15 protein-coding genes are annotated in these 19,523 nt (G+C 71.5%); 6 read left to right on the top strand and 9 right to left on the bottom strand.

Annotated elements, in window-relative coordinates:
* The coding region (locus CF165_RS40360) for a nucleotidyltransferase domain-containing protein (RefSeq protein WP_369126870.1) at positions 1 to 225 on the bottom strand (225 nt) is incomplete at its 3' end.
* A 752-nt stretch (positions 226 to 977) separates the two neighbouring features.
* On the opposite strand from CF165_RS40360, the gene CF165_RS50675 reads away from it, so the two are divergent.
* Entirely contained in the window at positions 978 to 1,820 is an 843-nt protein-coding gene (locus CF165_RS50675; RefSeq protein WP_143268788.1) for a hypothetical protein, read from the top strand.
* A gap of 502 nt (positions 1,821 to 2,322) precedes the next feature.
* Here CF165_RS50675 and CF165_RS40355 read toward each other — a convergent pair.
* The 8 genes from CF165_RS40355 to CF165_RS40320 all read right to left on the bottom strand — a co-directional run bounded on the left by CF165_RS40355 (position 2,323) and on the right by CF165_RS40320 (position 14,158).
* On the bottom strand, positions 2,323 to 3,312 hold the full coding sequence (locus CF165_RS40355) for a C40 family peptidase (protein WP_093952855.1): 990 nt from the start codon (positions 3,310 to 3,312) through the stop codon (positions 2,323 to 2,325).
* 78 nt (positions 3,313 to 3,390) lie between these two features.
* Positions 3,391 to 4,476, bottom strand: a complete 1,086-nt coding sequence (locus tag CF165_RS40350) for a replication-relaxation family protein (protein WP_093952854.1) — start codon at positions 4,474 to 4,476, stop codon at positions 3,391 to 3,393.
* A 114-nt stretch (positions 4,477 to 4,590) separates the two neighbouring features.
* On the bottom strand, positions 4,591 to 7,158 hold the full coding sequence (locus tag CF165_RS40345; protein WP_093952853.1) for a DUF8128 domain-containing protein: 2,568 nt from the start codon (positions 7,156 to 7,158) through the stop codon (positions 4,591 to 4,593).
* Positions 7,159 to 7,206: 48 nt separating this feature from the next.
* Positions 7,207 to 9,141 (bottom strand): VirB4 family type IV secretion system protein, encoded by a 1,935-nt coding sequence (locus tag CF165_RS40340; protein ID WP_093952852.1) that lies wholly within the window; start codon positions 9,139 to 9,141, stop codon positions 7,207 to 7,209.
* Positions 9,122 to 10,336 (bottom strand): PrgI family protein, encoded by a 1,215-nt coding sequence (locus CF165_RS40335; protein WP_093952851.1) that lies wholly within the window; start codon positions 10,334 to 10,336, stop codon positions 9,122 to 9,124. Before CF165_RS40335 ends, CF165_RS40340 begins: the two co-directional genes overlap by 20 nt.
* Positions 10,337 to 10,347: 11 nt before the next feature.
* The gene (locus CF165_RS40330) at positions 10,348 to 12,609 is read right to left on the bottom strand and encodes a TrbL/VirB6 family protein (protein ID WP_240522018.1); all 2,262 of its coding nucleotides are present in this window, start codon (positions 12,607 to 12,609) and stop codon (positions 10,348 to 10,350) included.
* 2 nt (positions 12,610 to 12,611) lie between these two features.
* Positions 12,612 to 12,884: a pilin gene (locus CF165_RS40325; protein WP_093952858.1), complete on the bottom strand. Its 273-nt coding sequence runs from the start codon at positions 12,882 to 12,884 to the stop codon at positions 12,612 to 12,614.
* 236 nt (positions 12,885 to 13,120) lie between these two features.
* Positions 13,121 to 14,158: a sigma-70 family RNA polymerase sigma factor gene (locus tag CF165_RS40320; protein ID WP_240522017.1), complete on the bottom strand. Its 1,038-nt coding sequence runs from the start codon at positions 14,156 to 14,158 to the stop codon at positions 13,121 to 13,123.
* Between the two features lie 511 nt (positions 14,159 to 14,669).
* Between CF165_RS40320 and CF165_RS40310 the strand changes: the two genes are divergently transcribed.
* From CF165_RS40310 to CF165_RS52200, 5 genes are all read left to right on the top strand, one after another.
* Complete coding sequence (locus tag CF165_RS40310) at positions 14,670 to 15,755, top strand: hypothetical protein (RefSeq protein ID WP_240522016.1); 1,086 nt, start codon at positions 14,670 to 14,672, stop codon at positions 15,753 to 15,755.
* Between the two features lie 68 nt (positions 15,756 to 15,823).
* Positions 15,824 to 16,915: a TRM11 family SAM-dependent methyltransferase gene (locus CF165_RS40305; RefSeq protein WP_205661116.1), complete on the top strand. Its 1,092-nt coding sequence runs from the start codon at positions 15,824 to 15,826 to the stop codon at positions 16,913 to 16,915.
* 253 nt (positions 16,916 to 17,168) lie between these two features.
* Positions 17,169 to 17,624 (top strand): VUT family protein, encoded by a 456-nt coding sequence (locus tag CF165_RS40300; RefSeq protein ID WP_205661115.1) that lies wholly within the window; start codon positions 17,169 to 17,171, stop codon positions 17,622 to 17,624.
* The gene (locus CF165_RS40295; protein ID WP_240522015.1) at positions 17,621 to 18,523 is read left to right on the top strand and encodes a deazapurine DNA modification protein DpdA family protein; all 903 of its coding nucleotides are present in this window, start codon (positions 17,621 to 17,623) and stop codon (positions 18,521 to 18,523) included. The genes CF165_RS40300 and CF165_RS40295 overlap by 4 nt, the downstream gene beginning before the upstream one ends.
* A partial coding sequence (locus tag CF165_RS52200) for a DNA cytosine methyltransferase (RefSeq protein WP_205661114.1) occupies positions 18,523 to 19,523 on the top strand: 1,001 nt, incomplete at its 3' end. The genes CF165_RS40295 and CF165_RS52200, both read left to right, overlap by 1 nt.

Below are 19,523 nucleotides of genomic sequence, written 5' to 3'. Positions count from 1 at the left end.
CTTCCACTCGGTCGCACCGTCTCGGTTCCCAGCCGCGTAATCGAGCACCGCAAGACATTCCCGCAGCCGGGAGACCTCCTGGCGGCCGACCGCAATATCAAGATCATTGTGATCCCTCGTCCATCGACCGAGTAGCGCATCGACACACCACCCGCCATCGATCCAAATCTCGATACCCGCTGCTCGGCACTCCCGCACAACCTCGAGGACCTCCGCCGTCTCCACGCTGACATCCTAAGTGCAAGCCAAACCAACAGGGTCACGCGACACTAGGGGCGGCAAAGAGGCCGTATGGGGACACCCGCTGAGTCGCCTCCGGGTTCAGTTACCAGCCCTTGGCGAGTCCGGCGCCCACGTCGCGTCCAGCACTCGTGGACGTCAGGAGGACGTGTGGCCGTTCCCGTGGGCGGACGAGGGCGCGAGCTTGTCAGTCAGGGTTTGGCGAAGAAGACCTGCGACGCCCCGAAACGCTTCTCGTACAGCTAACGCAACCGGCAAGTACCAGACGCGGTCCGGCCGTCGAGTTGACAGCCGGACCGCGTTCTCCGTCCTCCGTCAGGCCGCAGAGGCGGCTACGATGCCAGGCGCCGAGAGCGGCAGACCCGGAAGTCCACGGAAGCCGTGGCCTTCTCGATTGCCTCACCATCGCTGACGCGGCTCCTGCATAGCCTCGGTGACTTACAAAGTCGGTCCCGACGTGGTCGCTCGTCGCGTGCTCTCGCACGCTGCGGCCTCGTCTCGATCGATCGAGTGACCGGTCGCCAGCCATCGACACACGCAAGTCGGCGACGAACACCAGCGGAGCGTGTCCGAAAGCGCTTCACTGGTCACGATCGGAGGTCGACTTCGCATTGTGCGCTGGTCGTGTCGTAACGACATACCCCAGGCGCTCGATTACTTGAGGAGCCGTCCGAGCTAGTCGCCGCACAGAGGAAGCCATGCCGCGTCCTGTACTCATCAGCGCCGCTGGTTTGGGCGTGATACTCGTCGTCTGCCTCCTCGCGTGGCTCTACCTGCGCAAACAACGCAAGGTAGAGGCCAGCGTTGCGTTGGCTGCCGTCGCATTGGTCGTTGCGTTTGGCTTGCCGGTGTTGGCTAAGCCGATCGAGGACGCTTGGAGCCCAGTAACTGCCGGCGGGCTACCGACTATCCCCGTACCCCCGTTGCCCATACCAGCTCCCGACGAGAAAGAGCGCGCGCTGGGTACCGGGTGGGGTCCGAAGCGGGAGATGTTCACATTGGCAAGTCCTGCATCGTACGTGACACTCAACTCGATAACAGACAACCCGTACGTCGGAGATGAACGCTCATTCTACGCTGTGCGACATATTGACAAAGACTGCAAGTCCAACGCGTTGCCATGGCAGCGTCACGAGAAAATAGCTGACGGCGACTACCTGCTCTTTCGGGTGTATGTGGAAAATTCGGTCGCCGACAACCTTGACGCGGACGGTTCCCACACGGCGCAAGGTCTGCGACTGAAAGTTGACCTTCCCGCCGTGGTGGGAGACCCTGCAACCGGTTCAGCTGGTCAGGCCGAGACGAGCGCCACCCTCATCGCAGACAACACGAACCCGAACAAGTACTGGTATGTAGTACTCTTGTCTTCCGAAGAATCAGTGCGCCTCGACCTCGTGCCGAGAACAAGTATGTTGAACAACAATCACTTTGGGAAGAGCGGGCTAGCGCTACCCGATTCGTTCCTTTACGAGCCTGGCATGCAGCTCGGCTATGACAAGCTCGACGGCAACCTTCGCGCCGGCTACCAGTACGCTCTCTACATGTCCTTCTGCGTGAAGGTAAGTGGGACGAGGAGTTAGGAAACAACTCACGCAAGCCAAGAGTAGTTGTCGACGTGACAGTGGATCCCATAGCTGGCGATTCAGTCATCATCCCCTCGGATAGTATCTGCGATTCCGGGCAGGCCTACCGGCGAGCGGCCACACCGAGTGCTGCCGTCGCGGCGTGACCGATGGTGCGGGCGGTGGCGGCAGGGTCGGTCAGCACATTGACGGTGACCCCGGCGAGCGGGTGTCGGTGTCGCCGGAGCGGAACTCGGTGACTTCGGCAGGCGGTTTGCCGGGGTGGGTCGGTGGGCGGACGTGGTGCCCGATGGACGGGACTGCTCGGTCGAGCGCCACATGGGCCGAGGCCGACCGGAGCAGGACGCAATCCGCGGGGTGACGCGTGCTTGCCGAATTCGCCAACGTCATGCCCTAGACGCCACGACGCCTGTGACTGCCTACTCAATGGATCCACCCGTGGACAGCGATGTCCCGACCGTTCTCCGCCGGATTGGTGCTGGCGTCGACGCGGGAACTGCTACACACCAACAGGACCAGCTGGCCGTGTGGCGCCGTCGTAGTCGTCGCCGGGGTGGCGGTAGGGGCGTATCTGGATGGTTTGGCCGACGTCGGGTGCGTCGATCATGTTGCCGCCGCCGAGGTAGAGGCCGACGTGGTGCACACGTCCTGCGGTGGCGTAGAAGACGAGGTCACCGGGAAGTAGGGGCTGGCCGTCGGGGACGCGGGGTCCGGGGGCGTACTGTCCGCGAGAGGTGCGGGGGAGAGCGATCCCGGCGGCGGCGTATGAGGCTTGGGTCAGGCCGCTGCAGTCGAATCCGGGCGCGTCGTCCTCGGGACCGCCGCCCGACACGTAGGGCAGTCCCCGTTGTCCGCAGGCGTAGTTGATCGCCTTCGCCGCGATAGGTGAGGCAGCGTGGATCGTGTCGCAGGTGCCTGTGCCGGGCATGGCGGGCGGAGGCTCGCAGCGGACGCCGGACATAGCCGCCACGATCGCGCGTGCGGTGTCCTCGTGCTTGGCGTAAGCGTGGGGAAATCCCGAGCGTTGCACGGCTTGCGCGGCGTCGGTGACGCTCATCTGCTCCCAGCCCGGTGTCGCTTGCAGGTGTTCGAAGAACTTCGTGGCCGCGTAGGCGGGGGTGGTGATCTGTTCGGGGGTGCCCCATCCCATGGAGGGGCGTTGCTGGAAGAGCCCGAGGCTGTCTCGGTCCCCGTAGTGCAGGTTGCGGAGGCCGGATTCCTGGAGGGCGGCGGCGATCGCGACCACCCACCCGGGCTCGGGCACGTGCAGCTGTTTCCCGACGGCGACGATGGTGGAAGCGTTGCCGAGCTGCTCGGCGGTCACGCCCGGCACAGCCCCGTTCGGTGCCCCGTCGAGGGTGCAGGTCAGCGATCCCGCCGACGAGCCGCTGCTGAACAGCTGGGTGACGATGCCGATGGCCTGGGCGCCGATGAGCAACGGGATGGCGAAGACGAGGGCGGCGATGCCGGCGCCGATCTTGTTTCCCATGGCAGTGCGCTCCTTTCCTGACGCCGAAGGGCGAGCACAGCTGCCGGTGAATCGGCCCGCCCGTTGGCGCCCGGCGGTTCAGTGCTCGCCGCGGGCGACGCGGTTGGGGGTGGCTCGTGGCGGGATCGGACTCGGGGGCGGTAGCCGGAAGGGCGAGGCCGCTGACATCTCTGCGGGATCGCCGTCGTCCGCGGGGGTGGCGGGGTCGGCCGGTGGCGCCAGGCCGGGCCAGGCGTCGGGCAGCTCGGCGAGGCTGTAGCGGGGTCCCGTGGCTCTGGTGGTGCGGGAGGAGGTGAGGGGCAGCCACACCGGCTCGGCGGGACTCGGGTGCGGCGTGGCCGGGTCGAGCAGGTCGGCGGCCGCGGTGGCGACCGGGACGGTGTGCGGGGCGTCGAGCTGGGCGTGGACACGCGCGAGGGCGGTGCGGGCTCCGGCTTCGCGGCGGCTGGTGGGCAGCCACACCAGCACCGGGGTGGCGATGCCGGTCGACTCGGCGAGCCTGGCGTATCCGGTCAGCTTGCGTCCGACCTTGGTCAGGGATTCGGTGCCGGTGTCGAACTCAAGAAACCACTCCACTTCACTGCCGGTGCGAGTGCTGGCCTGCCAGCGGCCGTAGCCGTCGGGGATGACGAGGTCGCCGAAGTGGCGGGCGCAGCGGGCCTCCGACCACCACACCACCAGCTTCCCGGCTGCGCGGTGGTAGCGGCTGCGGGCGATGAGAGAGGTGAAGAAGTCGTTGACGCCGACGGTGTGGGCGAGGCGCTGGTTGTGGGCGATGGCCATGGCGCGGTCGTGGCGGTAGCCGAGGTCTTTGACGTCCAGGCCGTGCTCGGCGGCGAGGACGGCGGCGCCGGCGGGGCCGAGCACGTAGTGCATGGGGGCGGAGCCGAGCTGCTGGAACGGCTGGAACCGCGACACCGCGCGCCAGAGGTAGAGGTCGCGGATGCGTTGCCGCGCGGAGCGTCCCGAGGGGAAGGCAGCGTCCTGGATCTGGGCGGTGGTGAGGACCCGGTGTTCGTGCAGCAGCGCGAGCAGCCACTTGTCCCGGGCGGTGAGGCGGGAGGCGAGCATCGCCTGGTGCTCGACCGAGCCGGCGGCGCGGGCGGTCGGGCGGCCGGGCAACGGGCCGCGGATCGCCTTCTGACGCATCATGCGGGTGATCAACTCGTTCTCCTCGAGATGTCAACAGGGTGTGGACAAGTGCTGTGGGCAACCGGAAACGCACCCGTCGAACCGGCCAGACATGCCGTTGCGGCGCTCCTACGGCGAGCTGTGGGGTCAGGGGCGCGTGCGGCGCGGGTCGGTCTTGGCGGGCCGGGTCGGCGGGACGCGCCGCGTGGTCGAGGTGGGCTGCGCCCGGGTGGTTGTGGTGGTGCTGGCTGGTGTGCCGCTCGCGGTGTGGGAGGCGTTGTGTCGGCGCCGTTGGGCGCGTAGCGCGGCGCGGATCTCGCGGGCTCGGCCGGGGATCGGGGCGGGGAGCGGGGTGGTGGTCATGGTGAAGGGCTCGGTTTCCTCGCCGTGCACGACCAGCCTCGTCGCGGTGTGGTAGACGCCGAGATGGGACAGGTCGTGTTCGGAGAGCCGGGGTGCGGTGTGGCGGGCGAGTTCGCGGGCGTCCTCGGGGGAGGCGGAGAAGAAGATTTTGCTGCGGGCGTTGGTGGAGATGCCTTCCTTGAGGTCGCGGGGCAGCTGGCCGAGGTGCTGGTGGGCCAGGGTCATCGACAGCCGGAATCCGCGGGCTTCGGCGAGCATGTCTTCCATGGGGTAGGGCAGGTTGAGGAAGTTGTGGCATTCGTCGATCACCAGGGACGCGTCGGGGCGCAGGCGTTGCGGGGTGCGGGCGCGGGCGGTGGTGGCCTGCCAGGTGCGGGCGACGACGAGGGACCCGACGAGGCGGGTGGTTTCCTCTCCGAGGGAGCCTTTCGGGATGCGGACGAGGCAGATCCCGCCCTCGTCGAGCACGTGGGCCATGTCCACTGTGGAGCGGCCGCCCGCGATGGCTTCTTTCACGAAGGGCCGCAGCAGGAACGCCCGCAGCTTGTTCATCAGCGGCGAGATCACCTGGGAGCGGGAGCTGTCGGTGAGTTCGTCGTACCACTCCCAGAACCCGGTGAGGACCGGGTCGGTGAGGCCGGCGGTGATCCGGGACCGGAACGCCTCACTGGTGAGCAGCTTGGGCAGGTCGGCGAGGGTGGGCACGCCGTCCTGGGCGCGGAGGGTGAGGCAGGCGGCGCGCATGAGGTCGTCGGTGCGGGGACCCCAGAACGCGGAGTAGACCCGGCGGAAGACGGAGACGAGGTTGTCGACCTCGCGGTCGGTTTCTCCGCCTTCGAGGACGTTCAGGCATGGTGGGCGGTGGCGTGAGTCGGCGTCGAAGAGCACGACTCGCTCGGCCGCGGCGGTCGGGAGCCGGTTGAGGATGTCGGTGACGAGGTCGCCCTTAGGGTCGATCAGCACGACGCCGCGGTGGGCCTCGGCGTCGTCGAGGATCAGGTTGCCCAGCAGGGTCGACTTGCCCGAGCCGGTGGCGCCGATGACATGCACGTGGTGGCGAGCGTCGGCCACCCGCATGCCGACCGGGCGGGCGTGGCCGGTGTCGGACTGCCCCAACGGTTTGACCTGCGCTCCAGGTGTTGCGACACCGGGAGGTGGGGCGACCGCTTTCGCGCCGGCGCGCTCCACGCCGGGGATCTCGGCGTCGGTGGGCAGGTGGGCGAGCGCCGCGAGTTCCGGCACCGAGAGCAGGTCGCCGCGGTCGAGTCGGCGCTGGGCGAGGGCGCGGGCGGGGTGGCGCAGCCGGGTGCGGGTGTAGTGGTTGTGGTCGGTGTAGGCGGCGAACGCGGCCGCCAGCGCGTGCGCCCGGCCGCGGGCGGTGTCGCGGGCCTGGCGGGCCAGCTCGTCGGTGGTGTCGGCGGGCAGGTCGGTGGCGACGGCGTAGCGGATGAGGGTCTCGTACTGGGAGCCGCGCTGTTTGCCAACGATGGCCTTGTTCTGGGCGGAGTACTCCAGCGACAGCTGCGGGTCCTGGCTGATGCGCCGGGCGTCGGCGGTGCGGCCTGGGCGGGTGGCGTTCGCGCCGGGGGTGATCAGGTCGAGGATCCGGCCGCCCCAGTGGTGGGAGGTGCCGTAGTGGATGCGGCGGGCGGCGCGGCGTGCGTGGGCGACGCGGCGCCCGGTGACGGGGCGGGCGAGGATCTGCACGCAGGCGCGCTCGTCGCGGCCGAGGCCGACCGGGGCGCCGAGCAGCCCGCGGATCGGGTCGGCGTCGAAGGCGGTGCGGATCGGTAGCGCCTCGGGACGCGCGAGCCGCAACTGTCCGCCGACGGTGATCCGCCGGCGTCCGGCCTCGAGGTCGGGGAAGGGTGAGGTGGCTGGGGTGGTGCGGGTGTGCGCGCCGGGCCAGGCCGCCTCGACGGCCCGCTCGACCAGGCAGGGCGGGATGAGGCCGGGGACCCAGAACTGCACGGTGACGCCGTGTTCGCCGAACACGTACTCCATCGCCAGGTGTGGTTGCCCGGTCCACCATCGGCGCCAGGCGGGGCGCAGCAGCCCGACGAGGTTGGACCACACCATCGTCCCGCCAGCGGGATCGACCGTTGGCGGGGCGAGCACGGTGATCCGGCGTGCGTCGGCCAGCAGTGCCTGGTGGCAGCGGGTGCGCAACCAGCGGCGAGCCGCGATCCACCCGGCGAGCACGGCGACCGCGGCCGCGAGAGCGACGGGGCCCCAGTTCACGGCCCAGTCCCGGAGTGCGGCCAGCAGGACGCCGGTGGCGTCGCCAGGGTCGCGCAGGTAGTCACCGATCCAGCTCGTGTGCCATCCGGGGGCGATGGGGCGTGAGGTCATGGCGGGACAACTCCCTCTCCGGTGGCCGGGACGGACTGGGGTGGCTGGTCACGCGGGTTCGATCTCGACGTGGCCGTCGGCGTCGAGGTCCGTGTTTGTGCCGTCGGGAGACGGCTCGTGTTCGCTGGCGCCGAGGTCGAGGTAGGCCTCAGCGAGGCTGGTGTCGGTGGCCGGGTCGTCGGCGGCGAACCGGGCCAGTTCTGCGGGATCCGTCGTGACCAGGAAGTTCTCCGTCGGCGAGGCCAGCGACTGCAGCGCCACCCGTTGCGCGCCGGCCGCGAGCAGGCCCTGGCCGCGCTCGGCCGAGAGCAGGAACTGCCGTTCCCCGGCGGAGAGGTCGAAGGCCTCGGCGACCGCGTCGATGGCCTGGGGCGCTTGGCGCATCAGGATCTGGGTGGCGCTGTTGGCGACGATGGCCCGGCCCAGGTCGGTGCCGAGCACGTCGGGCGGGTCCTGGCTGGCGACGGTCAGGCCGCCCCAGTGTTTGCGCAGGGCCTTGGCCATCCGATACAGGTAGCGGCCGCCTTCGGCCTGCTGCATGAGCAGCCAGGCCTCGTCGACCACCACCAGCCGCGGTCGCCGGTGCGCCGGATTGGACACGCGCCGCCAAACCGCGTCGAGGACGAGCAGCGTCCCGATCGCGCGCAGCTCCTCGGGCAGGTCGCGCAGCGAGAACACCACCAGGTGCCCGTCGGGGGTGGTGGAGGTCGGGCCATCGAACGGGTCGCTGAAGGCGCCGTCGACGAACGGGTGCAGCCGCGCGGCCAGGTCGGCCGCGACCGACTCGCCCTGGTCGCCGGAGGCGGTGAGGGTGTCGCGCAGGTCGCGCAGCAGGGGAGCGGGGCGGGTCCAGGTTCGCGGGTCGGCGGTGATCCCGGCGCGGGTGTAGGTGGCGGTGATGGCGGTGTCGAGGACGGTCCGTTCGGCCGGGGTGACCGCGGTGCCGAACAGGACCGCGAGGACGGTGTGCAGAAACAGGCTGCGGCGGCGCAGCGCGTCTTTCGGCGCGGTGCGGCGGCCCCGGGTATCGGTGTGGATGGGCAGGTCGAACGGGTTGAGCCGGACGCCATTCGCGCCCAGGTGCAGATAGGTGCCGCCGACCTGGGTGGCGAGGCGGGCGTATTCGTTTTCGGGGTCGATGACGAACGCCTGCACACCGGCGTACAGGCTGCGCAGGGTCTCGAGCTTGACCAGGTAGCTCTTGCCGGATCCGGAGCGGCCGAGGACGACGGAGTTGTAGTTGTCGCAGGCGAACCGGTCCCAGTGCACCAGTCCTTGCGAGCCGACGTTGTAGCCGTAGAGCACCCCCGACGGCACCGCGGTAGTGGGGTCGGCGGGTGGCAGGTCGGGGGAGGTGAACGGGTAGGACGCGGCGACGGCCGGGGTGTCGAACGTGCGGGTCAACCCCAGCGAGTCCAGCCCGAGCGGCAGCGTGGAGACCCAGCCCTGCAGCGCCCGGTAGGTGGCGGGTTTGGCGTCCAGCAGCAGCGACGCGCACAGCGACCGCAGCGCGGACACTTCTTCGGCCAGCGACACCTCATCGGGGGCGTGGACGGTGAGGTACAGCCCGAACTTGAAGAGGCGTCCCTCGCCGCGGGCGATGCGCCGCGACATCTCGGCGGCGTCCTCCGCGGCAGCGTCGAGGTCGGGGTCGTCGAGCCGGTCGTGGCGGGCGTTGTGCCGGCGGGAGGATTCGAGCTTGGCGCGCTGGCGGCGCAGCCCGGTGGCGGCGGTCGTCGGGTCGACGGGCTGGACGTGCACGGACACATCCAGGCGGGCCGGGTAGGTCAGCAGCGGCGCGAGCCACCCGGGATACACCTCCTGCGGGTATCCGGTGACGCCGAAGCTGGCGACGAATTCGTTGCCGACCTCCAGATGACGGGCGGCCACCGAAAGCGAGTCGGGGGTGAACGCGCCCGCAGACCCGCTGCGCGCGCTGTGGTGCCGGATGCGAGCCACGGGTCTACCTGCTCTCGATCTCATCGTCGTAGTCGACGTCGTCGTCGTCCGACAGCCACGGCCCGGACCGCGACGACGTGTCCGGGCGCCGTAAGGGCGGCTTGTGGTCGCGTACGGGGTGTGGCACCGGGGTCGGTGTGTCGTCGTCGGGGCCGTAGAGGTCGGTGAACGTGGTGGTGCTCGTGACGACGTCGTCGGCGGCGGCCAGCTGCGCCGAGGGCGGCAGGAAGGTGTCGGGATTGCAGGCCGAGGCCAGCACCCCGGTCGCCGCGCCGGCGTCCAGCGGGGTCACCGCGATCCCGGCGGAGGTGAGCAGCTCGGTGGCTTCGTCCAGGCGGCGCACCAGCCGCTGCTCGGTGGCGTGGCGCGCTCGCTCGTCGACCGGCTGGTCGCCGGGACGGCGGCGCCGCAGTGAGGTCGACGCGGCCGCTGCGGTGCGCAGCGGTTCGCGCAGCACGAGCAGCACCTGCCGGCGCAGCAGGTCGGCGTGCGCGGACAGCTCGGCGAGGAAGTCGGCGTGATCGAGCGCGGCGGCCTCGAGCGCCGGGTGCGGGAGACCGCCGGCCCGATCCCGCAGCTGCGCGATCTGCGGGACGAGATCGAGCCGCTCTGCCCGCACCAGGATTTGCACCGGAGCGGTCAGGCTGTGCAGGTAGCGGGCGAACGCGGCGACCAGAGCCTCCTGCTCGCCGGGGGTCCGCAGAGAGAAGTTCACGGTGCCGCAGGCCGCGATGACCGCGAGCCCGTCACTGCCCAGGTCGACGACGCCGGCGCGGGCTCCGGTGTCGGCGACACCGGTGGCGGGCAGCTCCAGCGGCGCGGCGGACACCGATTCCGCGCCGGTCGCGGCTGAGCGCAGCGGACGGCCCCGGGGTCGCGTCGCCGGTTGCTGCGCGGTCAGCCATGCCGGAGCGGGGCGCACGCCATCCGGTGCGGCGACGCGATGCCGCGGGGACAGGTGCTGGCGGATCGCGGCGAGGACGAGGCGGTCCAGCGCCACCCCGTCCCGTTGCCCGAGGGCCAGCACGGTGACCGCGAGCCCGGCCGGCACTGCGACGATCAGGAACACCGGCAGGGGCACGAGGGTGCGGGTCAGCGAGTACAGACCTGCGAGCAGGAGACCGGCGACGCCGAGGATGGCGATCTGCCGGGCGGTGAACGGGCCGAGGATGCGGTCGGGGCGGTCGACGTCGGCGGGGACGCGGACGGGACTGGTCACGGCAAGGGTCCTCACTTCTTCTTCGGGGCCGGGCTGCGCCGCGGCCGTTTCGGCAGGTCGAGCGGCAGCGGCAGCTGCACCCCGGCGCGCGGCGTCGGCTTCGCCTTCAGTGGCGGGGTGGGATCGGGCGGTGGTGCCGGTGGCGTTTTGGGTTGGCGGCGCACGCCCAGCGGCAGCGGGTACTGGCCCGACGCCAGCGGCCGGTTGCCGGTGTAGGCGTCATGGGGGCGGCGGCGCGGCGCGCGGGCGGCCCGGTTGATCTGCCCGGACGGGGTGATCAACCCGGGCCCGGTCGGCCGAGCCGGCGCCGCGGGTGGGGTATCGGCGAGGGTGTGCCGGGTCGGCCGGGCCGGGGCGGGCCGCAGGTGGATCGGCAGCATCCCGGTCTCTGGCGCGATCAGCGCGTTCGGCAGCGTCGCGGGTGGGCGGGCGTTGCGGTTGATCCGCCCGTCGGCGGTCAGGAGGCCGGGCTGGGGCACTGGCGGCGGTGCCGGTGGGCGGTCGGCGAGGTCCTCGGCCAGCGACCGGCGCCCGACGCGGTCGGGGTCGCGGCGGGTGGTGATCGGCAGCCCGAGCTGGTCGCGGGGCAGCGCGTTCGGCAGAGGCTCGGGCGTCACGGCGCGCGGGTTCGGTGTCACCCGGCGCGCCTCGCCGGTACCGCTGGCGGTGAACAGCGACAGCTGGCCCGGACCCGGATGGCGATCGGTCAGTGGCGGGACGGGTTCGAGCTCGCCCAGCCGCGGCGAGCGCGGCGCGGCCGGCCGGGTCCGGCGGACGCGCATCGGGAGCATGTACTGGCCCGTGCGGGTCGACGGGGGATCCACCGGCGGGTGCCCGCCGCCGCGCTCGCGAGGAGCGGGCCGTCCTCGGCGTCCGCCGAGCGCGGTGGTGGCGCCGCTGAGCAGTCCCATCGTCTTGTAGGCGAGCACGCCGCGCACGACGCGCCCGATCAAGGAGGGGCGGCCGGAGCGCAGCGGGGCAAGGAACCAGAACGGGATCTTGATCAGCACGTACAGCAGCGCGCCACACAGCAGCAGGTTCACCACCGCCGAGGGCGTCGGGCCGAGCACGGTGAACCCGCCGGGGGCGAAGAAGATCTTCACCGTGACGACCAGCGTCAGCGACTGGCCGACCTGGATGGCCAGCACGCCGCCGTAGCCTTTCCACCAGAAGAAGGCGACGCCTTCGATGTGCGGGAGGGCGTGGCACATCAGCGCGATCGGCGCGGCAGCGATCAGCAGGATCGTCACGATCACCCGCACGGCGAAGACGACGAGCAGCACCAGCAGCAGGGCCACCAGCGCCAGGCCGAGTACGCCGAGGAACAGGCCCCCACCGTGCAGCGAGCCTTGCACCATGGTGATCAAGCTGCGGGTCATCGCGGCCGGATCGGTGCCCTCACCGAGCACGGCGGCGGAGAGGGCGTTGGCGATCTGGATGCCCTTGGTGGCCAGGAACAGCGACAAGGTCCCGGCGAGAAACCCGACCACGAGCCGGGGCGCGAGTTCCTTGATGGTGTAGCGGGCCTGCAGCGTCTGGTAGCCCATGATGATCAACCCGGCCAGCAGGACGAGCACGCCATAGGCGGTGAGCAGGATGTGCCACGACCCGGTCCATACCGCACCCAGCCCCGGGAGCTGGTCCGGTTCCGGGGTGGTCAGCAGCGTCTTGCCGAGCAGGTCCAGCAACGGGTTCAGCCCGGCGGCCACGACCGCGGCGAACAGCGCGGTCGCGGCGGCGACCATGCAGCCGGTCAGGTTGGTCAGCCCGCAGCTCGCGGCGTCGCCGGTGCCGTTCGGGATCGGTGCCGGGGGCGGGACGCTCGGGTTGAGGGTCGAGGGCTGGGGGATGCAGTCCAGGCCCTGGCACGGGCCTTCGAGCGAGGGTGCGCAGCCGGGCAGGATCGAGCCGGGGAAGCATGAGGGCGCGGGGGTCGGCAGACCGGTCGGGGGTGGCAGCGGCGTGGCCGGGATGGTCCGGGTCGGGCTGGCGCTGGGCAGGTGACAGGCCGGTTCCGCCGAGCCGGGCGTGCAGCTGGGGTTCGGTGGCAGCGGCAGCGGCGGCACCTGCTGCGGCGCGGCGTGGACGGGGGAGGCGGCGCGGTCGGTGCCGGTCGAGGCACCCGCAGAGGCCAGCGCGCCCAGCAGCGTCACCAGCAGCACGCCCGCGACGACGAGGATCCGGTGCCGCCGTGGTCGCGAGGGACGGTCCAGGCGGCCGGCGTCGCCTGCCGGGCTGAGCATCCGCCGGTGCGGTGAGGTGGCGGCGGGCATGGCTACAGCCCGCCGACGATGGTCTTGAGGATCTCGACGACCAGCGGCGCGAGCGCGGCCAGGCCGAAGCCGATCCCGGAGGCTTTGAACGCTTCCTTGGCCTTCTCGACTTCGCCGGGGTTGCCGTTCGCCATCAGGTAGCGCAGCCCGCCGATGGTGAAGAACACCAGCGCGATCCCGGCAAGGATGCCCATGATCCAGTTGCGGATGTTGGACAGGACCTGATCGACGGTCTGGGCGAGTGCGACGTAGGTCACCGTCTCCGCGCGTGCCATCGACCCGCCCAGCAGCAGAGCCGCGACGGTCAAAATGAGGCCGACAAGTACCGCCAAGCGGCGCCACAACCGCACTGACGTCGGACCAGCCGCAGCCGCGCTTGGCACGCGCCGTCGAAGGCGAGCAGCGGTCCGCGGAGCTGCGCCGGCCAGGCTCGGACGCCGGTCCCGACGTGTCGGCAGGCGGCTTGCATGACTACGGCGGCAGGCGGCGCGGAGGCGGCAGCGGCCCTGGATCAGTCGCATGACGGAACCTCCTGAGTCAAGCCCGGCAAGGCCGCGGACTCGGGCGATCGCGGGGGAGCGGACAGGCGGGTTCCGCGTTCGCCAACTCGGCATGTCCGGGTGTGCGGGGACGCCGGGCGGCGCTGGTCCTGTGCTCGCGGCGGTGTCACGGTGCGTAGCCGAAATGCGGAGGGCGCGACCGGGGTGTGCCGGCGGCTGTCTGCTTCCGGTGCGGTCTCGGCGGCCAGGTGCGAGGCGAGGCGCGACTCGGCGCGTTGACGGGTCTTCTTGGCCGCCTCGTAGGTCTGCCCGCGCGCCTGCGCGGCCTCGGCCAGCGACAGTTCGCCGAAGCGGGTCGCGCCGATCAACGAGGCCTCTCCGGCGGAGATCACGCCGGCATCGACGGCGCCGAGGAGGACGAGCTCGGGATGCGTGCTCAGGGGAGGCGGCGGGCACGACCGGAAACCGGCAGCCGGCGCAGCCAGGACCCCTTGCAGTTCCTCGTCGCCGGAATCACCGACTGGCGCGGCGGCGTGCAGCGCCTCGCGCAGGGCGGCACGCCCCGCCCGGTAGGCGGCCCACCGCAGGCGGACCAGGATCCTCGGACGGTCCAGCGCGACGGTGGTGAGCGCATCGAGGAAACCGGTCAACACGGCGGCGTGGATGTCATGGACCTCGCCCCGGGCGAGCGCGGTCAGCTTCGCTGCGACCCGCAGCAGCCACGGCAGTGCCAGCCCGACACACGCCACCGTCCACGTTCCGCCTTCCGTACGGGACCGGGTGACGAGCGCAGCCCAGGCGGCATCCCGGGACGGCTGGGGCCCGTCCTTGTCCAGCAGCAGCGCGCCAAGCTCATCCAGCGGCACGAGCCGCGCCGGCAGCCCCGGGATCGGGCGGCAATCCAGGGCGACCGGGTGCGGTCCGGTGACCAGCCAGTCGAACGCGGTGCGAGCCGCGTCGAAAACCCCTGGCTGGGTGACAGGAACAGGGCGACGACGCACAAAGAACCCGCTGAAATCGAGGTCTTCCTCCGGTGACGGCAAAGCCATGGCGACAACTCCTCAGGTGTGAACGGTGACGCCGACAGGAAGCCATGCGGGCCGCCTCAAAAGCGCCTCAAAACCGTGTCAAGAACGCCTCAAAATCGCTTCGCTTGCACGAGCGTGAAGCTTCAGCCGCGCCTGTTCGGCCGCGTCGATGCGCCGCCTTTCCCGCAGCGTGAGAGCCTGTAAATGCCGCTTGAGCTGTATTGATCCTGTTTTGAGGCGCGTGTGAAGGCCGTAGCGCCTCAAGTGCGTTCAGTGGCATGCGCGTCGAGGACCGTTCGTCAGGCGGCTATTCGAGAATTATCGTGATGCACCAGGTGGCTCTTCTTGGATCGGTGCGCATGGTGCGTCTGCTGATTCTCCGAGGGGTGCCTGAATGGCGTGGGTGAGATGGACGCTTCTTCTTTTCTTCGATCCGGCGTCCCCGTAAGGCCGTTTTTCCGGAACTAGTAGGTGACAGCACCACTAACCCGCCGGAGCGGTCCCGGCGGCATCTGGCACCGGAGGCCCATTCATGACCCATCGCCCGCAGTCCCCGGACGGCCGTCCCCGCCGCCGCGGGGACTCGACTCGCCCGCCGCGCACCCGCCGCGGGGGCGAGCTCGCTCCCTACCCCGGAGCCCGCACCCGCACCGCCATGGGCGCCGACGGCACCCGCGCTGCCTCGCGGCCGGAAGGCCCGCCGCCGCGGTCGAACCGGTGCACGAGCACCACCTCGCCGGAGCCGACACCGGTCACGGTGTGGACGTGCGGGCCCGACCCGATCGACGCGCACGAGACGTGGCCGGTGCCGATCGTGGAGCGCGTCACGACCGCGTTCACCGCACCCGGCGCGCATGTCGTCCTCGTCGACGCCGATACCGCGTCGACGGCGACCGCGGCGCCTGGAACCGGAGACGCCGCGGCGACCGGCGAGGCCGTCCCGGCGGCGGCGCGGGAGGCCGTCCGTGCCCTCGGCCGCACCGTCACCACGACCGTCATGGACCCGCGCGCGGACTTCGTCGCCGAGCCGTCGCGCCCCTTCTGGGCCGACCTTGTCCACGACGCCACCACACCCGCGGCGGCACCCGTCGAACCGGCCGCGAGCCCCGCGCACGATGCCGCCCTCCGGGACGGTGCCGCGACAGATTCGCGACCGGCGGAGCGGGCCGATCTGGCGCTCGTCTCGCTGCCCGCGTACGTCGCCGAACGGGTGTCGCTCGACCGGCTCGCATTGCTGGCGGCGGGCCTGTTGCGCCGCGGCGGCATCTTCGCGGTGTATACGCACAGTGACGGGAACGGGCGGCAGCTCGTCGACCCGACCGGCGCGATCGTCGCGGCCGCCCAGCATGCCGACCTGCTCTACCTGCAGCACATCGTCGTGCTGCACACCCCGGTCCGGGCGGGGAGTCTGCACGCCGCGCCGAGCGCGGCCGTGGTCGCCGAGTACGAGCGCACTGCACACCGCGCGAGGATGCGCGGGCTGCCTGCACCGCACCTGCGCGCGCACGGCGATCTTCTGGTCTTCGCCCAGCCGGCCGACCCCGGCTCGCCACTCCCGGACACCCCCGCTGCGGCCCCCGCGCCGGGGACCGCACCCGGCCACGGAGGCCTCCGGTGAGCGCCCCGTCGCCCCGTTCATCTGAAGCCGCCGCGGCGGTTCTCGCCCCATTGAAAGGCAGCTCGCCCATGCCCCACCCGCGCCCGTCTCACCCGACCTCGGACACGGCCACCGGTCGCCCCGCACCGCGTGAGGATGACCCGACGGTGCCGATTCCGCGCTCGCTGATCGACGCGCTGGACACCACGACCCGCCGAGTGCCGGGCACCGCGGCGACCGGCCGGATCGACCCTGGTGCCACGCCCGGGCTGGACGGGGCGGGCGCGGTGCCGCTGTCGGTGTGGGTGACCGCGCAGACGTCACCGGCGGCGCAGCGCAAGGGCCGCTACGTCACCGACTCCACCGCGCACCCGGCCAAGATGCTGCCCGCCGTCGCGGCGCACGCCATCTGTCACTACACCTGTCCGGGTGATCTCGTGTTCGACCCGATGGCCGGGTCGGGCACGACCCTGGTCGAGGCGATCGACGCCGGACGCCGCGCGGTCGGGGTGGAGTACGAACCGCACTGGGCCGACGTCGCCCGGGCGAACCTCGAGCTCGCCCGCGAACGCGGCCAGGACGTGGACGGCGAGGTCGTTCGGGGTGACGCCCGCCAGCTGCCGCACCTCTTGCCCGAGAAGTACCGAGGGCAGGTCGCGTTGGTGGTCACCTCGCCGCCGTATGGGCCGTCGCTGCATGGGCAGGTCGTCACGGCGGCGACGGATTCGCCGGACGGGAAGGTGCACAAGTACCACCACCGCTACGGCAACGCCCTGGACCGCGGGAACCTGGCCAACGTCGGTCACCACCGGCTGCTGGCGGGGTTTACCCGGATCCTCGCCGGCTGTGCCGCCGTGCTCCGCCCCGGCGGGCACGTCGCGATCACCGTGCGGCCGTGGCGCGAGTACTCCGAGCTGATCGACCTGCCCTCGCAGATCATCGCTTGCGGCCGCGCCGCTGGGCTGGTCCCGGTCGAGCGGTGCGTCGCCTTGCTGGCCCGCGTCGCCGACGCCGGTCTCGTTGCGCGGGGTTCGTTTTTCCAGCGCGACTTCATCCGCAAGCAACGCGAGAAGGGCCTGCCGTTGCACCTGATCGCGCACGAAGACGTCGTCGTGCTCCGCAAGGTAGTCGAGCCCGTCACCGCGTCAGCTGCGGGCGGCGGCAGCGGGGAGCAGGCGTGAGTGCCCGCGCGCGATGCACCGCCTGCGGGTGGACCGTCTACCGCCGGTGGCCCGAGCGAGCGCGCCGCGCCGCCGACCGTCACCGCTGCCCGCCGGAACAATCGAAGCGCAAGTCGCCGGACGTTGGCGGCCGAGAATGATCGCGCCGACGAACGTCACTGCTGCACTCGTTCTCTCGCCGTTGTTGCCGGGCCGTCCGCGGGTGCAGGGGTCGGCAGCCGGGTGGGTGTCGGCTGGCTGTTACCTCGTGGCGGTGGCGGGGGCGAACTGGGCCAGCTCCTACCACGTGCTCGTCGCGGGACCGTTGGTCATTCCGCTTGGCGCCTGCGTGGCGGGTGCGGTGTTCACCGCCCGCGATGTCGTGCACGAAGCGCTGGGCGCGGTGGGCGTGTTCGCGGCCATCGCCGCGGGAACGGTGCTGTCGGTGGCTGTGGCCGCACCGCGGATCGCGGTGGCCAGCGCGACCGCGTTCCTGCTCTCCGAGCTCGCCGATTCGTGGCTGTATCGCCGGTGGCAGCCGTGCGGGCAGGCGGCGGCGATCGGGGGATCCAACCTCGGTGGGCTGGTCGTGGACAGCGTCGTGTTCGTGCCGTGCGCGTTCGGGTCGCTGGCCCTGCTGCCCGGCCAGCTCGCCGGGAAAGCGCTCACCACCCTGGCGGCGGTCGCGGTCGCGATCGGGGTAGCGCGACGGCAGGGGGTGCGGTCGTGAAGTTCTATCTCGGCGTCCATCAACCAGCGTGGCTGGAACGCGATCTCGGGATCCCGCTGCTGGTGTCGCACCGGCGCCTGGCCGGCCGCCGCACCCTGCCCCGCGCGACCCAACCGTGGGCCGTGGACTCCGGCGGCTTCTCGGAATTGTCGCTGTACGGGCGGTGGCGCAGCGACGCCCGCACATACATCGCGGCGGTCCGCCGCTACGTCGAGGAGATCGGCAACTTGGCGTGGGCGGCTCCGCAGGACTGGATGGTCGAGGCCGCGGTCCGGGCTCGCACCGGGCTGAGCCTGCGCACCCACCTGCAGCGCACCGTCCGCAACTACTTGCAGCTGCGCGAGCTGGCGCCGGAACTGCCGATCATCCCCATCATCCAAGGGGATCAGATCACCGATTATCACCGATGCGCGGACTTCTACGAACGCCACGGCGTCGACCTGGCGGCGTTGCCGCTGGTGGGGGTGGGCAGCGTGTGTCGGCGTTCGCGCACCGGCGAGGTAGAGCGGATCGTGCGGTCGCTGCATGCGCGCGGTCTGGCGCTGCACTGCTTCGGTGTCAAGACGCTCGGGCTGGCGCGCTATGGCGAGGCGATCGCCTCGAGTGACTCGGCCGCGTGGAGTTTCAGCGGCCGGTACGTGCCGGGCTGCACCCCGAGTCATCGCAGCGAGGCCAACTGCCTGCGCTACGCGCTGGCCTGGCACACACGGCTGCACCAGAGGGTCACCGCCACGGCTGCGTCCGGGCCGGTCGGATTCGACCCCGAGGTACGCACGGGGAACGTCACGCGGCGTCGTCGCGGCCCGACCCATCCGGACAACGCCCGCCCGGCGTCTCGACCGGCGCACCGACGCGCAGGCGGCGTCGCCGGTCGTTCGCTGGAGAGAGGGGCGCACTGATGGGCGCGCCTAACCACGGCGGCGCCGCACGCGCGGCCGGCAGCGGCGACGCCGCACATTTCGTGGCGACCGACGGCCCGGTGATCGGGTCGCTGTGCACCGGCCTGGCTGGCCTGGATCTCGGGGTCGCCGCGGTCCTCGGCGGCCGGATCGCCTGGTACACCGAACTCGACCCGCACGCCGAGCGGATCCTCACCGCACGCCTGCCCGGCGTGCCGAACCTCGGCGATCTGCGGGCGGTCGACTTCACCAGCGTCGAGCGGGTGGACGTGCTCACCGCCGGGTTCCCGTGCCAGGACATCAGCGCGGCCGGTCGGCGCGCGGGCATCGAGAAAGGACAGCGCAGTGGCTTGTGGCGAAACGTGCTGGACGCCGTTCGCGTCCTACGACCCGGCCTCGTCGTCGTGGAGAACGTCGCCGCCCTCCGCTGGAGAAACGGCGGGCTCGACCGAGTTCTCGGCGGGCTGGCCGAAGCGGGGTATGACGCGGTCTGGCGTTGCGTACGAGCCAGCGACATCGGAGCCGCGCACCGGCGGGAGCGGGTGTTCGTGTGTGCCGTCTCCCAGCCGGGCCGGGATGCGGATGATGCCGACGCCGCAGGCCCGCGACGGCGAACCCCGCGGCCCGGTCGATCCGGTGCGGCGCCGCGCGGGCGGGCACCAGGTGAACCTCAACGACGCCGTCGACTCGGTGGTCAACCCGGCGCGGCTGCTGCCGACACCGACGGCGGCGGACTCGCGGTCGGCGGCGATCCAGACGGTCTTGAAGCCGGGCCGGCCGATCCCGCCCGGGTGCGTGACGCTGACGGACTCGGTGCGGCTGCTGCCGACGCCGACGGCGTCGGACGCGAAGAACTGCACCCACGGCACCCACGACGGCGGAGCGTCCCTTCCCGACCGGGCACGCGCCCTCACGGCACCGGAACCGGCGCGCGACGGAACCTGTTGCGCAGCAGCAAATTCCGGGGGGGGGGGGGGGGGGTGGGGCGGTTTTTTCCCCC

It is taken from the genome of Amycolatopsis vastitatis (assembly GCF_002234595.1).
In the GTDB taxonomy this organism is placed as follows: domain Bacteria; phylum Actinomycetota; class Actinomycetes; order Mycobacteriales; family Pseudonocardiaceae; genus Amycolatopsis; species Amycolatopsis vastitatis.
The sequence above is the reverse complement of the archived record's forward strand: the minus strand, read 5'-3'. Positions and strand labels throughout refer to the sequence as shown.

Coding starts and splice junctions, on each gene's coding strand:
- CF165_RS40330 (WP_240522018.1), bottom strand. CDS start 12,609: ATGCCCGCCGCCACCTCACCGCACCGGCGGATGCTCAGCCCGGCAGGC.
- CF165_RS40355 (WP_093952855.1), bottom strand. CDS start 3,312: ATGGGAAACAAGATCGGCGCCGGCATCGCCGCCCTCGTCTTCGCCATC.
- CF165_RS40320 (WP_240522017.1), bottom strand. CDS start 14,158: ATGGCTTTGCCGTCACCGGAGGAAGACCTCGATTTCAGCGGGTTCTTT.
- CF165_RS40345 (WP_093952853.1), bottom strand. CDS start 7,158: ATGACCTCACGCCCCATCGCCCCCGGATGGCACACGAGCTGGATCGGT.
- CF165_RS40310 (WP_240522016.1), top strand. CDS start 14,670: ATGACCCATCGCCCGCAGTCCCCGGACGGCCGTCCCCGCCGCCGCGGG.
- CF165_RS40325 (WP_093952858.1), bottom strand. CDS start 12,884: ATGGCACGCGCGGAGACGGTGACCTACGTCGCACTCGCCCAGACCGTC.
- CF165_RS40305 (WP_205661116.1), top strand. CDS start 15,824: ATGCCCCACCCGCGCCCGTCTCACCCGACCTCGGACACGGCCACCGGT.
- CF165_RS40340 (WP_093952852.1), bottom strand. CDS start 9,141: ATGAGATCGAGAGCAGGTAGACCCGTGGCTCGCATCCGGCACCACAGC.